Source organism: Pseudomonas sp. Irchel s3h9, assembly GCF_900187475.1.
Classification (GTDB): Bacteria; Pseudomonadota; Gammaproteobacteria; order Pseudomonadales; family Pseudomonadaceae; genus Aquipseudomonas; species Aquipseudomonas neuropathica.
This window is the reverse complement of record NZ_FYDH01000022.1, coordinates 1-14387: the sequence shown is the minus strand read 5'-3', so window position 1 is coordinate 14387 and position 14387 is coordinate 1. Positions and strand designations below refer to the sequence as shown.

Genomic DNA, 14387 nt, shown 5'->3' with positions numbered 1-14387 from the left:
GGCGATCAAGCCGTTTCCTGATGTTGCAAGCCTAGGCAGTGCAGATGACCGCGAGATGACAAAACTACCGAACGGTCGTCTTCACGACTTGCAATACATCGGCCAAGTCCCTTGCTCTGCGGGCCTTTGGGCATGGTCTACGCTTATCTGGCAGCCGCCAATACCAGGCAAATAAAAGGCCTGACACAAGGCCGCCGACATCAAAGTGTCATCCAGCCCCCTTAAATTGGCTCAGGTATTGCTGACCTAGACCAACACACACCGCAATCGCAGCGTTGAACACGACCAAGGAGCTTCGGAATGAAACAGCTTTTCCTGGCAACACTGTTAGGCTCGACCATTGCAATGTGCACCTCCGCCATGGCGGCCGGCACCGATCTGAAAACCCTCGAAGCCGCTGCGAAAGCGGAAGGCGCCGTCAACAGCGTCGGCATGCCCGATGACTGGGCCAACTGGAAAGGCACCTGGGAAGACCTGGCCAAAACCTATGGCCTGAAGCACATCGACACCGACATGAGCTCGGCCCAGGAAATCGCCAAGTTCGCCGCCGAAAAAGACAATGCCACCGCTGACATCGGCGACGTCGGTGCGGCCTTCGGCCCGATCGCGGTCAAGCAAGGCGTGGTGCAACCGTACAAGCCAAGCACCTGGGATCAAGTCCCGGACTGGGCCAAGGACAAGGACGGCAACTGGGCGCTGGCCTACACCGGCACCATCGCCTTCATCGTCAACAAAAAGCTGCTGCACGGCTCCGAAGTGCCAACCAAATGGGCTGACCTCAAGGGCGGCAAATACAAGGTCTCCATTGGTGACGTGAGCACCGCCGCCCAAGCCGCCAACGGCGTTCTCGCTGCGGCACTGGCCAACGGTGGCGACGAGAAAAACATCAAGCCTGCCCTGCTGCTGTTCGCCGACATCGCCAAGCAAGGTCGTCTGTCGATGGCTAACCCGACCATCGCCACCATGGAAAAAGGCGAGATCGAAGTCGGTGTGGTCTGGGACTTCAACGGCCTCAGCTACAAAGCCAAGATGGCCAACCCGGATGACTACGTGGTGCTGATCCCGTCCGACGGTTCGGTGATTTCCGGCTACACCACCATCATCAACAAGTACGCGAAAAACCCGAACGCCGCCAAGCTGACCCGCGAATACATCTTCAGCGACGCCGGCCAGACCAACCTCGCCCGCGGTAACGCCCGCCCGATCCGTGCCGAGCACTTGCAACTGCCGGAAGACGTGAAGGCCAAACTGCTGCCGAACGAGCAGTACAAAAAGGTCACCCCGATCAAAGACGCCGATGCGTGGGAAAAAACTTCGAAAGCCCTGCCACAGCAGTGGAACGAGGAAGTCATCGTAGAGATGAAATAAACCGGCTTATCACTACTGCGTGATCTGTTGAAGATCCAAATGTGGGAGCGAGCCTGCTCGCGAAGGCGTCGTGTCAGTCGACATCAATGTTGAATGATCTGCCGCATTCGCGAGCAGGCTCGCTCCCACAGGGGATCTCGGCTGAATCTGAAATTTCCTGTTTCGCGGAGTTTTTGCCCCTATGAAGCACAACGTCATCCTTGTCGTGCTCGACGGCCTCAACTACGAGGTCGCACGTCACGCCATGGGGCATCTGCAGGCTTATGTTGGCGCAGGGCGCGCCGCGCTCTATCAGTTGGAGTGCGAACTGCCGGCCCTGTCCCGACCGCTTTATGAATGCATCCTCACCGGTGTGCCGCCGATCGACAGCGGCATCGTCCACAACAACGTCTCGCGCCTGTCCAATCAGCGCAGCATTTATCACTACGCCCGCGATGCCGGTCTGAAGACTGCTGCAGCGGCGTATCACTGGGTTAGCGAGTTGTATAACCGTTCGCCGTTCGTAGCCGCCCGCGACCGCCACACCGACAATTTGTCGCTGCCGATCCAGCACGGGCATTTCTACTGGAGCGATCACTACCCGGATTCGCATCTGTTCGCCGACGCGGAAAACCTGCGCCTGCGCCACGATCCGAATTTCCTGTTGATCCACCCGATGAACATCGACGACGCCGGGCATAAGCACGGCCTCGACTCTTCGCAATACCGCAACAGCGCGCGCTTCGCCGACATCATCCTTGCCGACTATCTGCAAAGCTGGCTCGACGCGGGCTATCAGGTATTGGTGACCGCCGATCACGGCATGAACAACGATCGCTCGCACAACGGCCTGTTGCCGGAAGAACGCCAGGTGCCGCTGTTTGTCCTCGGTGACGCGTTCAGCCTCGACGCTGGCGCCGCACCCAAGCAGACCGAAATCTGCGGCACCGTCTGCGAACTGCTCGGCGTGCCCCACGACAAACCTGTGTGCCGGGAGTTGCTCAAGTGAACTCGATGACTCGCGGCAAATGGCTGGCGGCGCTGTGCCTGGTGCCCTTCGCGCTGTTCTTTATCGTCTTTGAAATCGCCCCGCTGGTCTGGGTGATGATCAACAGCTTGCAATCGGAAGAGTTCGGCTGGGGCTTCGCCAACTTCAGCAAAATCTTCAGCTCGAAATTTTACTTGCAGGCGATTCAGTACAGCCTGGAGATTAGTTTCTGGTCGAGTGTGTTCGGCATCATCATCGCAGTACTCGGTGCGTATTCGCTGCGCCGGGTCGACTCGAAATTGCGCAACTTCGTCAACGCCTTCGCCAACATGACCAGCAACTTCGCGGGGGTGCCTCTGGCCTTCGCGTTCATCATCCTGCTCGGTTTCAACGGCAGCATCACCATCATGCTCAAGCAGTCGGGGATCATTCAGGATTTCAACCTGTATTCAAAAACCGGCCTGATCATCCTTTACACCTACTTCCAGATTCCCCTCGGCGTGCTGCTGCTCTACCCAGCCTTCGACGCCTTGCGTGAAGACTGGCGCGAGTCCGCCGCATTGCTCGGCGCCAATGGCTGGCAATTCTGGCGGCATATCGGCTTGCCGGTGCTGACCCCGGCGCTGCTCGGTACGTTCGTGATCCTGCTGGCCAACGCCCTCGGTGCCTACGCCACGGTGTACGCGTTGACGACGGGCAACTTCAACGTCCTGCCGATCCGTATTGCTGCGATGGTCTCCGGCGATATTTCCCTCGACCCGAATCTGGCCAGCGCGTTGGCCGTGGTGCTGGTGGCGCTGATGACCATCGTCACCGTCGTGCATCAACTGCTGTTGAAGAGGAGCTACCATGTCTCGCGCTGAATCCGGCCCGGCCGGCCTCTACCACCGCGTCGTGGTTTATCTGTTGTTCGCGATCCTCTTGCTGCCACTCGTGGGCACGCTGGTCTATTCGATCGCCAGCAGTTGGTCAGCGACCATCCTGCCCAGCGGTTTCACCTTCAAGTGGTACATCCAGTTGTGGAGCGATCCGCGTTTCCTGCACGCATTCGGCCAGTCATTGCTGGTGTGCGTTGGCGCGCTGGTGCTTTCAGTCGTGCTGATCCTGCCGCTGCTGTTCGTGGTGCATTACCACTTTCCGAAACTCGATGCGCTGATGAACATCCTCATCCTGCTGCCCTTCGCGGTGCCGCCGGTGGTGTCGTCGGTGGGACTGTTGCAACTTTACGGTTCCGGGCCAATGGCCATGGTCGGTACACCGTGGATTCTGATCGGCTGCTACTTCACCGTGGCCCTGCCGTTTATGTACCGGGCGATCACCAACAATCTGCAAGCGATCAACCTGCGCGACCTGATGGACGCTGCGCAACTGCTCGGCGCCAGCACCTTTCAAGCGGCGTTTCTGGTGGTGCTGCCGAATCTGCGCAAAGGCCTGATGGTCGCGTTGCTGCTGTCGTTCTCGTTCCTGTTCGGTGAGTTCGTCTTCGCCAATATTCTGGTCGGCACGCGTTACGAAACCTTGCAGGTTTATCTGAACAACATGCGCAACAGCAGCGGTCACTTCACCAGTGCGCTGGTCATCTCGTATTTCTTTTTCGTGCTGGTCCTGACCTGGATCGCCAACATCTTGAACAAGGACAAAAGCGAATGAGCTATGTCAGCGTCCAACACCTGCAGAAAAACTACGCCGGCACGACCGTGTTCAGCGACATCGACTGCGAAATCAACAAGGGCGAGTTCGTCACCCTGCTCGGCCCGTCCGGTTGCGGCAAGTCCACCCTGCTGCGTTGCATTGCCGGACTGACGCCAGTGGATGGCGGCAAGATCCTGCTGGATGGCGTCGACATCGTGCCGTTGAGCCCACAGAAACGCGGGATCGGCATGGTGTTTCAGAGCTATGCGCTGTTCCCCAACATGACCGTCGAGCAGAACGTTGCCTTCGGTTTGCGCATGCAGAAGGTCAATGCCGATGACAGTCATAAACGCGTTTCCGAGGTGTTGAAGCTGGTGGAACTAAACGACTTCGCCGGCCGCTACCCACATCAGCTATCCGGAGGCCAATGCCAGCGCGTGGCCCTCGCCCGTTCGCTGGTCACCCGTCCGCGTTTGTTGCTGCTGGACGAGCCGCTGTCGGCGCTCGATGCGCGGATTCGTAAACACCTGCGTGAACAGATCCGCCAGATTCAGCGCGAACTCGGCCTGACGACGATTTTCGTCACCCACGATCAGGAAGAAGCGCTGACCATGTCCGACCGGATTTTCCTGATGAATCAGGGAAAAATCGTCCAGAGCGGCGACGCCGAAACCCTGTACACCGCACCGGTCGATGTGTTCGCCGCCGGCTTCATCGGCAACTACAACCTGCTTGATGCTGATGACGCATCAAAGCTGTTGCAGCGCCCGATCAACCACCGCATCGCCATTCGCCCGGAAGCCATCGAATTGAGCCTCAACGGCGAACTCGACGCGCAGATCCGCAGCCACAGCCTGCTCGGCAATGTCATCCGCTACCGGATCGAAGCGCGCGGCGTAGAACTGGTGGTGGATGTGCTTAACCGCTCGGCGGCCGATCTGCATCCCGACGGTCAGCGACTGGCACTTTCCATCGATCCAACGGCCCTGTGTGAGGTAGCCTGATGACTTTGCTGACGTTGAAGAGAGAACTGCACTGATGGCCCTGGCAATTTTTGATCTGGACGAAACGTTGATCCACGGCGACTGCGCCACCCTCTGGAGCGAGCAGATGGGGCGCCTGGGCTGGGTCGATCCCGAGTCGTTCATGCGCAAGAACAACGAGCTGATGGACGCCTACAGCCATGGCAAATTGCGCATGGAAGACTACATGGAGTTCAGCCTCGAACCGCTGATCGGCCGCACGCCGGAAGAAGTCGAACATCTGGTCGGCCCGTGGGTGGAAGACTTCATTGAACCGATCATCTTCAGCGATGCCACCAAGACCATCGCCGCACACCGCAAAGCCGGCGACCGGATTCTGGTGATCTCGGCGTCGGGCACGCATCTGGTCAGACCGATTGCCGATCGACTGGGCATCGATGAGATTCTCGGCATCGAACTGGAAGTCGCCCATGGCGTTTACAGCGGCCATACCGTCGGCACCCTGACCTACCGCGAAGGCAAGATCACCCGTTTGCTGGAGTGGCTGGATGCCGAAGAGGAGAACCTCGAGGGCGCGAGTTTCTATTCCGACTCACGCAATGATCTGCCGTTGTTGCTGAAAGTGGATTTCCCGCATGTGGTCAACCCGGACCCAGTGCTGCTGGAACACGCCGAAAAGGCCAACTGGCCAATTCATCTCTGGAAATGACAAAGATTTAATCTGCAATTGCAGACAGGCTGACATCCCAAACCTAAGTTCGCCTCGAAGTGTCAGGTCGATGTAGCTCGACAGAACAACCCGGTCAGTCCCCTCTCCCTTTGGGAGAGGGTTAGGGTGAGGGGCTTTTTGCCTTGATCTCAGCTCAGACTTTCGTCAATCACCAACACCAGTTTGCCAGCCACCTTGTTGCTCGCCAGCTCCGTAAACGCCGCCTCGGCATCCTTCACCGCAAACGCCTTGGCCAACTGCGGACTCAACCGCCCTTCGGCAAACAACGGCCACACCTGCTGGCCCAGATCACTCAACAGATCCGCCTTGAACTGATCGTCACGACTGCGCAACGTCGAGCCCAGCAGTTGCACACGCTTGGCCAAGACCTGCGCCAGATCCAGTTTGGCCTCACGGCCACCCATCAAACCGATCAACACCCAACGGCCGTCCAGCGCCATCAGTTTGAGGTTCAGCGCCGAATAATTGCCGCCGACCGGATCGAGAATCACATTGAACGGCCCGAAATCACGCAGGCTCTCCAGATCATCGGTGCGCAGCACCCCGCCCTGCGCACCCAGCGCCTCACAGTAGGCCAAACGCTCGGCCGAACCGACGCTTACCCAACATGGATTGCCGAACGCCTTGCACAACTGAATGGCGGCTGAACCGATTCCACTTGCGCCGGCATGCAGGAGAACTTTCTCACCCGGTTTGAGCGCCGCAAGTTGAAACACATTCAGCCAGACTGTTGCATAAACCTCAGGCAATGCGGCGGCCTCGATCAGCGAGACGCCTTCGGGAACCGGCAGCACATGCCGGCCGTCGACGACTACCTCTTCGGCCATGCCACCCCCGGCCAGCAGGGCGCAAACCCTATCGCCAACCTGCCAGGCACTGCCGGCGCCGACCTCGCTGATCACCCCGGAGCACTCAAGCCCAAGCACTTGGCTGGCACCTGGTGGGGGCGGATAAAGCCCTGCTTTCTGTAATAAATCGGCGCGATTGAGGCCCGCTGCCGCCACTCGGATGCGGACTTGTCCTACATCGCACGTAGGACTCGGCTCTTCAACCCATGCCACTTGACCGTCAACGCCTTGCAATGCCTTCACAGTGCCTCCATAGTGAGTCTGGACTGAGCCCGAAGCTGTAGCGCCGGGCTTTTTGCATTATGCGACCGGCTCTCGTAGAACCGGCGACTTCAAAGACGGCCTAATATGCGTTATCAATTGTCCCCGCGTCGAATCAGCATGAAGCATTTGCTCCCCAGCACCGCCCTCGCTCTTTTCATCGGTATCGGTTTGTTGCCGGTGTCGGGCACTACATTCGCAGCCAACAGCTGGGACAAGTTGCAGCCTGATCGCGATGAAGTCATCGCCAGCCTGAACGTCGTCGAGTTGCTCAAGCGTCACCACTACAGCAAGCCGCCGCTCGACGATGCGCGCTCGGTGATCATCTACGACAGCTACCTCAAGCTGCTGGATCCGTCGCGCAGCTACTTCATGGCCAGCGACATCACCGAATTCGACAAGTGGAAGACCCAGTTCGACGACTTCCTCAAAAGCGGCGACCTCAACGCCGGGTTCACCATCTACAAGCGCTATCTGGACCGCGTAAAGTCGCGTCTGGACTTCGCCCTTGCCGAGCTGAACAAAGGCGTCGACAAGATGGACTTCACCACCAAGGAGACCTTGCTGATTGATCGCAAGGACGCACCTTGGCTCAAATCCACCGCTGAACTCGACGACCTGTGGCGCAAACGCGTCAAGGACGAAGTGCTGCGGATGAAGATCGCCGGCAAAGAGCCGAAGCAGATCCAGGAAACCCTGACCAAGCGCTACAAGAACCAGTTGGCGCGCCTGGACCAGACCCGTCCGGAAGATATCTTCCAGGCGTACATCAACACCTTCGCCATGTCGTACGATCCGCACACCAACTATCTGTCGCCGGATAACGCGGAAAACTTCGACATCAACATGAGCCTGTCCCTCGAGGGCATCGGTGCCGTGTTGCAGAGCGACAACGACCAGGTCAAGGTCGTGCGTCTGGTGCCGGCAGGCCCGGCTGACAAGACCAAACAGGTTGCCCCGGCCGACAAGATCATCGGTGTTGCCCAAGGCAACAAAGAGATGGTCGACGTGGTCGGCTGGCGTCTGGACGAAGTGGTCAAGCTGATCCGCGGCCCGAAAGGCACCGTGGTGCGTCTGGAAGTGATTCCGGCAAGCAATGCGCCGAACGACCAGACCACCAAGATCGTGCCGATCACCCGTGAAGCGGTGAAGCTTGAAGACCAGGCCGTGAAGAAGTCCGTGCTCAACCTGAAACAGGACGGCAAGGACTACAAACTCGGCGTGATCGAGATCCCGGCCTTCTACCTCGACTTCAAGGCGTTCCGCGCTGGTGATCCGGACTACAAGAGCACCACTCGCGACGTCAAGAAACTGCTGACCGAACTGCAGAAAGACAAAGTCGACGGCGTGGTCATCGACTTGCGCAACAACGGCGGCGGTTCCCTGCAGGAAGCCACGGAGCTGACCAGTCTGTTTATCGACAAGGGGCCGACCGTCCTCGTGCGTAATGCCGATGGCCGTGTCGACGTCCTCGAAGATGAAAACCCGGGCGCGTTCTACAAAGGTCCGATGGCGTTGCTGGTCAACCGCTTGTCCGCCTCGGCTTCGGAGATCTTCGCCGGCGCCATGCAGGACTACCACCGCGCGCTGATCATCGGTGGCCAGACCTTCGGTAAAGGCACCGTGCAGACCATTCAGCCGCTGAACCATGGCGAACTGAAGCTGACTCTGGCCAAGTTCTACCGGGTTTCCGGTCAGAGCACCCAGCATCAGGGCGTGTTGCCGGACATCGACTACCCGTCGCTGATCGACACCAAGGAAATCGGCGAGAGCGCACTGCCGGAAGCCATGCCGTGGGACACCATCCGCGCAGCGATCAAACCGGCGGCCGATCCGTTCAAGCCGTTCCTGGCGCAGCTCAAGTCCGAGCATGACACGCGCACCGCCAAGGATGCCGAGTTCGTGTTCATCCGTGACAAGCTCGCCCTGGCGCAGAAACTGATGGAAGAAAAAACCGTCAGCCTCAACGAAGCCGAACGCCGTGCCCAGCACAACGACATCGACGCCAAGCAACTGACGATGGAAAACATCCGTCGCAAAGCCAAAGGCGAAGAGCCGCTTAAAGAGCTGAAGAAAGAAGACGAAGACGCTCTTGCGGCCGCTGACCCGGACAAGGTCAAACCGGAGGACGATGCCTACCTGAGCGAAACCGGGCGCGTGCTGCTGGATTACCTGAAGCTGAGCAATCAGGTGGCCAAGAAGTAAGGTGATGGCAATTTAGTGCTGACGATCCCCGGATCGTCATCAAACAGTCATCATTCTGTCGTGCAATAAAGGACTGGGAGCCATTCTCTTCATCGAGAACGCTCCCAGTCCTTTTTTTATCGCCAGAGATTGCCATGACCACGACCGAACAGCTGAGTGCCTTGAGCTCGATCCTGACTCAAAGCGGTTTACACAGCCTGTTCCAACCGATCATTTGTCTCTCGGAACGGCGCATTCTCGGCTACGAAGCGCTCACGCGCGGCCCTTCCAACAGCCCTCTTCACTCGCCGATCGCGCTGTTCGCCGTGGCCCGTCAGGCCGGGCGTTTGAGCGAGCTGGAAATCGCCTGCCGCCAAAGCGCTTGCCGTCGCTTCAACGAGCAGCAACTGCCGGGCAAACTGTTTCTCAACGTCTCACCGGAATCCCTGCTTGAAGCCGCGCACCAACCGGGGCGCACGTTGCAGTTGCTGCAGGATTTCGGCATTCCGCCGAGTCAGGTGGTCATCGAACTGACTGAACAAACACCGATCGACGATTTTCAGTTGCTGCAAACCGCCTTGCATCACTATCGAGCGATGGGTTTTTCCATTGCGCTGGATGATCTCGGGGCCGGTTATTCGAGCCTGCGGCTATGGTCAGAACTGCGCCCGGACTACGTGAAGATCGACCGACACTTCATCGACGGCATTCATCAGGATGCGCTGAAGCGCGAGTTTGTCGGCTCGATCCTGCAAATCGCCAAAGCCTCGCGCGCGCAAGTCATCGCCGAAGGTATCGAACTGCCGGAAGAACTCGCGGTGCTGACTGAAATGGGCGTCGATCTGGTGCAGGGTTACTTGCTCGGTCGCCCCCAGGAACACCCGCCCCGCGATGCCCGCGCCTTGATGCCCAAACACGACAGCAGCAGCGTTGCGCTGAACGACGAAGGCAGCGACCTAAGTGCCCTGCTCAACGACCAGCCAGCCGTACCCCGCGACACACCGACCGCCACCGTGCTCGAAGCCTTCCGCCGCCAGGCCAACCTCAACTCACTGGCAGTACTCGACGAACAAGGTCAACCCTGCGGCATCGTCCACCGCCACTCATTGTCGGATGCGTTGCTCAAACCGTTCGCCACCGACCTGTTCGCGCGTAAACCGATCAGCCGTCTGATGAACGACGATTTCCTCGCCGTGGAAATGAGCCAGTCGCTGCAACAAGTCAGCCGCCTGATCACCAGCCGCGCGCGGCAACGCATCGAAGAAGACTTCATCATCACCCTCAATGGCGGCTACCTGGGTCTTGGCCGGGTGATCGACGTACTCAAACTGATCACCGAGTTGAAGATTCAACAGGCGCGGTATGCCAATCCGCTGACTTTGTTGCCGGGGAATGTGCCGATCCAGCAATGCCTGACGCGGTTGCTGCAGCAGGGGCGCGAGTCGGTCATCTGCTACGTCGACATCGACAGTTTCAAACCCTTCAACGACATTTATGGCTACGGGCGTGGTGATGAAGTTTTGCTGTGTTTGGCGCAATGCCTCAACGAGCGCGTCGACCCGAGCCGCGACTTCGTCGGCCATATTGGCGGCGACGACTTCCTCCTGGTCCTCGGCCCGGAAGACTGGCGCAAACGTCTTAATCAACTGCTCGATGATTTCCAGAGTCAGTGCCGACGTTTCTATCGGCCTGAACACCTTGAGGCTGGATGTTTTACTGCGCCGAATCGCCAAGGGGTGCGGCAGGAGTTTCCTTTGTTGTCACTGTCCATTGGTGTCGTTCATCTGCACCCAGAAGCTTGCGCGCACCTTGATGCTAGCCAACTCGCTGAGATGGCCTCGCAGGCGAAGCATCATGCGAAGAATGTTCCGGGGTATAGCGTGCATGTGATTGATAGTCTCACCGCTCCAGACCTCCATCCATCGCAACTAGTCGGCCAACGTTGATTTCTTCAACTTCGCGAATTAGCCAGATCAATCAAAATCACCATTATGTTTGATCTTCAAGACTCGCCCGAAGTAAATCATCCTTCCATGATTCACTTACGACTTCGTATATGTGTTCAAAAAAACCACGAGCGTCTATTATTTGTGTTTCGTCCCACGCGAGCACTCTCGGATCTTCATAGTCACTTTCAAACTCTCCAGAAAAATCAAAACAAGCATCCTGTAAATGGCTTTCAATGAGATTGTAAATCAAATATCTATGACGATAGGTTAGATAATCAAACTCAGGAACAATGAAATTTTTAATTATTTCTTGTCGATCATCATACTTATTTGGATCGTAATCCCACAATGCCTGACCAAGCGTCTCTTCCCGATCATAAATCGATATCCCACTCAGAACGTTAGAGAGCCGGGGCTCATATGGCAATCTTGTAAATGGTAGCATCAACATAAGTTCACCTATCTTGGAAAGCCAGTAAATGGCCTCGCAAACGAAGCATCGTGCGAAGAATATTCAGGAAAATAGCGTGCACTTGCTCGACGCTGCGCCCCCGCTCGCGAACCAGCCGTCGCAACTAATCGGTAAAACTTCGCGTTAGGGCGGGCTCGCTCGCCAAGGGGGCCGCTCTCTCATTGCACATTATGAAACTGCAACTTTATTGGCCTGAGGTTTTTTCATTGCGATATTTCGTCAAACACTCCACCAAAACCCTCATAAAACTGAGCCGATCCGTAACCTCATCATCAAAATATGTAGTCATTCGGTTAAACACACGATCAAAATTGTCATCCTCCTTCAAAAAATGATCGACCGTATTTATGAGAGACTCTTGTTCTGCATCCGTATACTCATAAAATTCCGGCTTTAACAAAATATCGAACAACTCCGTTAACTCCTCAGGATCGTTTACGTTCTTTTCAACTATTAACCGCTCCCGCTCGACATCAAAAGTATTTTCGATATCAAAAACAAACAGTAAATTTTTTATATCCACGATCTTATATATTTTTCTCATCAATCAAAATCCGTATACGACGTTATGGTATCGCCATTTGCTCTGAGAATAACAACAGCGTTATTCTGCTGCCCATAAACTCCCTCCTTTGTATAACCTTCCCCAACTATTTTCCCCATATCCATGGGCCTTCTAGACGTTTGGAGATCAGTCTGACGAAGTATTAGTTTCGCTCTATAGATAGCATTTAACTGATCTCTGTGACTGAGAAAGTGAGTGGCCGCACTTGGAATTTTAGGCTCTCCGTCTTTTGACCCACCAATATAGGTCTCTATGACACCAGTCGTTGGATTTCTCCCTGTCATAGCTCTTTCAAATTGAGATTGTAGGGTTGTTTGTGCGCCGTGTTTTTCTAAAAAATGCTCTCCATTTTGTGGATTCTCCATTTCATGCAAACGTCGGTATGCGTTTTCTTCAGCTAATACATCAATCCTCGCTCTACGCTCCTGCGCCGTCATCTTCGGCAGCGCGGGCTCCCCCTCGTCAACCTTAGCCCCACCAATACCGCCGGGCACCTCACAACCCGGCTTATTCGGCGGTGGGCAGTTCGACGTCAACCCCAACGGATCCACCCACCCCGTCGGATTCGGCACGTACTGGTACTGATTCAACCCACCCGCCAACTTGATCGGATCCGGCGTCAGATACCGCCCCAGCCGCGGGTCGTAATACCGATGGCGGTTGTAATGCAGGCCACTTTCCGCATCGAAGTACTGCCCCTGAAAACGCAGCGGCTGGTTCAGGTAGTCGTCGCCAGCCAGGGTCAGCGCGGCGACTTTGCCGTAGGCGTCGTATTGCGCGGACCAGACGATGTCGCCGCTGTAGTCGGTGAGTTCCTGCGGGGTGCCGAGGTGGTCGAGTTGGTAGTAGAAGGGACAGGCTTTTTTCGGGCCTTTGCCGTCGAGCAACGCCAGCGGGCGGAAGGTGCCGGGTTCGTAGACGTAGCTGCGGTATTCGCTTTCGCTGCTTTCGGCGACGAGGTGATCGCCCTGCCAGAAGAACTCGGTGGTCTCGCCGCCAACGGTTTTGCTGATGCGCCGGCCAAAGGCGTCGTATTGGTAACTGGCGGTCTGGCCGTCGGGGCGGGTCAGGCCGATCAGGCGGTGCTGGCAGTCGTAGCGGTATTCAGTGACGAGTGTCTGCGCGCGGCCGCGACGTTCGCGGATCAGGTTGCCGAAGGCGTCGTAGTCGTAATGACGATCGCCTTGCATCAGCAGGCGATTGCCCTTTATCTGGCTGGGACCGGGGCGGTCCTGCATCAGCAGGTTACCGGCCGGGTCGTGGGCGAAGGATTCCGGCAGTTCGTCGCGTGAGTGGCGTACGCGGATCAGGCGGTCGAGGGCGTCGTAGCCGTAGGTACGCTGGCCGTGGCGGCTGTCGGCGATGTGCGCGAGATTGCCGTTGGCGCTGTAGGCATAATCGCGGCGGTACAGGGCATCGCGCTGATGGCCTACGGCGTGGGCGAGTAATCGTCCTTGATCGTCGTAGGAGTATTCGCTGAGCAGCAGGCCTTGCTGACGTTGTTGTTCGCGACCGGACTGATAGACATGGCGGGTCAACGGCGTGCCGTTGAGGTCAATCCCGTTCAGCGCGCCGCCCTTGGCGTGGCGGTAGTCGAGCACGCTGTTGTCCGGCAGACGCATGCGTTTGAGCTGGCCGCAGGCGTCGTAGCGGTAACGCAGGGTGCCCCAGCCCTGATGCTCGGTGATCAAGCGGTCCTGACGGTCGTACTCGAAGGCCAGCGGGTGTTGCTGACCGTCGTCGACCCCAATCAAACGGCCGAGACGGTCGTATTGGTAGGTGACCTTGATGCCGTCGGGCAGGGTTTTGACCAGCAGGCGCCCGGCCGCATCGCGCTCATACGCAGTGAGCAAACAAGAGCCGTCATCACCGAACTCGGTCTTTTCCAGCAGATGCCCATTGAGGTCATAGGCGTACGTGGTACGCCGACCATCAAAACCGCTTTCCTGACGAATCAGCCCGGTCGGCGTGTAGTCCAGCCGGTACTTTTCCCCTGATTCGTTTTCGATCTCGGTGAGCAGCAGTTGCGCATGGTCGTAACGGTACTGCACCCGCGTGCCGTCGGGGTTGATCCGCCGCGAAACCAGGTGCAGATCGTCGTCATACTCATAACGGGTAATACGCCCGAGTTCATCGCGCTCGGCGGTGACCTGACCGTAGGCGCCGTAGCTGTAAGCCCGGGTGCTGCCGGTAGGAAATGTCGTCTGGATCAGTCGGCCGACGGCATCCCAGTGCTGACGGGTGACTGCACCGTGTTCGTCGGCGGTTGTGGTCCGTCGCCCCAGTGCGTCGTAGGAAAAACGCCGCACGCCACCGTCGGGCAGGGTTTCCTCGGTCAACTGGCCGAGGCTATTCCAGACCAGCCGATGCCGGCTGCTGTCCGGGTAGCGGATCGACAGCAATTGCCCCCGGGTGTCGTAGTAGTAAT

Annotated in this window: 12 protein-coding genes and 1 pseudogene; 9 read left to right on the top strand and 4 right to left on the bottom strand. The window is 57.5% G+C overall.

Features of this window, described 5'->3' with window-relative positions:
- Nucleotides 1-300: 300 nt before the first annotated feature.
- From CKW26_RS27515 to CKW26_RS27490, 7 genes and pseudogenes are all read left to right on the top strand, one after another.
- A complete protein-coding gene (locus CKW26_RS27515) occupies nt 301-1368 on the top strand; it encodes an ABC transporter substrate-binding protein (protein ID WP_007916337.1) in 1068 nt (355 codons plus the stop codon).
- 41 nt (nt 1369-1409) lie between these two features.
- Nucleotides 1410-1499, top strand: a pseudogene (locus CKW26_RS30340) (metal ABC transporter ATP-binding protein); the annotation flags it as partial.
- A 50-nt stretch (nt 1500-1549) separates the two neighbouring features.
- Nucleotides 1550-2356, top strand: a complete 807-nt coding sequence (locus tag CKW26_RS27510; RefSeq protein WP_095050908.1) for an alkaline phosphatase family protein — start codon at nt 1550-1552, stop codon at nt 2354-2356.
- 5 nt (nt 2357-2361) lie between these two features.
- Nucleotides 2362-3198, top strand: coding sequence for an ABC transporter permease subunit (locus tag CKW26_RS27505; protein WP_172604543.1), 837 nt, complete (start codon nt 2362-2364; stop codon nt 3196-3198).
- Entirely contained in the window at nt 3185-3985 is an 801-nt protein-coding gene (locus CKW26_RS27500) for an ABC transporter permease (protein ID WP_007916333.1), read from the top strand. The genes CKW26_RS27505 and CKW26_RS27500 overlap by 14 nt, the downstream gene beginning before the upstream one ends.
- On the top strand, nt 3982-4971 hold the full coding sequence (locus CKW26_RS27495; RefSeq protein ID WP_095050906.1) for an ABC transporter ATP-binding protein: 990 nt from the start codon (nt 3982-3984) through the stop codon (nt 4969-4971). Before CKW26_RS27500 ends, CKW26_RS27495 begins: the two co-directional genes overlap by 4 nt.
- A 34-nt stretch (nt 4972-5005) precedes the next feature.
- Entirely contained in the window at nt 5006-5659 is a 654-nt protein-coding gene (locus CKW26_RS27490; protein ID WP_007916329.1) for an HAD family phosphatase, read from the top strand.
- Nucleotides 5660-5808: 149 nt separating this feature from the next.
- On the opposite strand, the gene CKW26_RS27485 is transcribed toward CKW26_RS27490, so the two are convergent.
- Nucleotides 5809-6771 (bottom strand): zinc-binding dehydrogenase, encoded by a 963-nt coding sequence (locus CKW26_RS27485; RefSeq protein WP_095050905.1) that lies wholly within the window; start codon nt 6769-6771, stop codon nt 5809-5811.
- A gap of 138 nt (nt 6772-6909) precedes the next feature.
- On the opposite strand from CKW26_RS27485, the gene CKW26_RS27480 reads away from it, so the two are divergent.
- Entirely contained in the window at nt 6910-8994 is a 2085-nt protein-coding gene (locus tag CKW26_RS27480) for a carboxy terminal-processing peptidase (RefSeq protein ID WP_177409296.1), read from the top strand.
- Between the two features lie 134 nt (nt 8995-9128).
- Nucleotides 9129-10919: a bifunctional diguanylate cyclase/phosphodiesterase gene (locus tag CKW26_RS27475; RefSeq protein ID WP_095050903.1), complete on the top strand. Its 1791-nt coding sequence runs from the start codon at nt 9129-9131 to the stop codon at nt 10917-10919.
- Nucleotides 10920-10962: 43 nt separating this feature from the next.
- On the opposite strand, the gene CKW26_RS27470 is transcribed toward CKW26_RS27475, so the two are convergent.
- The 3 genes from CKW26_RS27470 to CKW26_RS27460 form a co-directional block, all read right to left on the bottom strand.
- Nucleotides 10963-11373, bottom strand: a complete 411-nt coding sequence (locus tag CKW26_RS27470; protein WP_095050902.1) for a hypothetical protein — start codon at nt 11371-11373, stop codon at nt 10963-10965.
- A gap of 205 nt (nt 11374-11578) precedes the next feature.
- Nucleotides 11579-11938, bottom strand: a complete 360-nt coding sequence (locus CKW26_RS27465) for a hypothetical protein (protein WP_095050901.1) — start codon at nt 11936-11938, stop codon at nt 11579-11581.
- The coding region (locus CKW26_RS27460) for an RHS repeat-associated core domain-containing protein (protein ID WP_141231887.1) at nt 11938-14387 on the bottom strand (2450 nt) is incomplete at its 5' end. The genes CKW26_RS27465 and CKW26_RS27460, both read right to left, overlap by 1 nt.

Coding starts and splice junctions, on each gene's coding strand:
- CKW26_RS27495 (WP_095050906.1), top strand. CDS start 3,982: ATGAGCTATGTCAGCGTCCAACACCTGCAGAAAAACTACGCCGGCACG.
- CKW26_RS27465 (WP_095050901.1), bottom strand. CDS start 11,938: ATGAGAAAAATATATAAGATCGTGGATATAAAAAATTTACTGTTTGTT.
- CKW26_RS27470 (WP_095050902.1), bottom strand. CDS start 11,373: ATGTTGATGCTACCATTTACAAGATTGCCATATGAGCCCCGGCTCTCT.
- CKW26_RS27515 (WP_007916337.1), top strand. CDS start 301: ATGAAACAGCTTTTCCTGGCAACACTGTTAGGCTCGACCATTGCAATG.
- CKW26_RS27510 (WP_095050908.1), top strand. CDS start 1,550: ATGAAGCACAACGTCATCCTTGTCGTGCTCGACGGCCTCAACTACGAG.
- CKW26_RS27500 (WP_007916333.1), top strand. CDS start 3,185: ATGTCTCGCGCTGAATCCGGCCCGGCCGGCCTCTACCACCGCGTCGTG.
- CKW26_RS27505 (WP_172604543.1), top strand. CDS start 2,362: ATGACTCGCGGCAAATGGCTGGCGGCGCTGTGCCTGGTGCCCTTCGCG.
- CKW26_RS27490 (WP_007916329.1), top strand. CDS start 5,006: ATGGCCCTGGCAATTTTTGATCTGGACGAAACGTTGATCCACGGCGAC.
- CKW26_RS27475 (WP_095050903.1), top strand. CDS start 9,129: ATGACCACGACCGAACAGCTGAGTGCCTTGAGCTCGATCCTGACTCAA.
- CKW26_RS27480 (WP_177409296.1), top strand. CDS start 6,910: ATGAAGCATTTGCTCCCCAGCACCGCCCTCGCTCTTTTCATCGGTATC.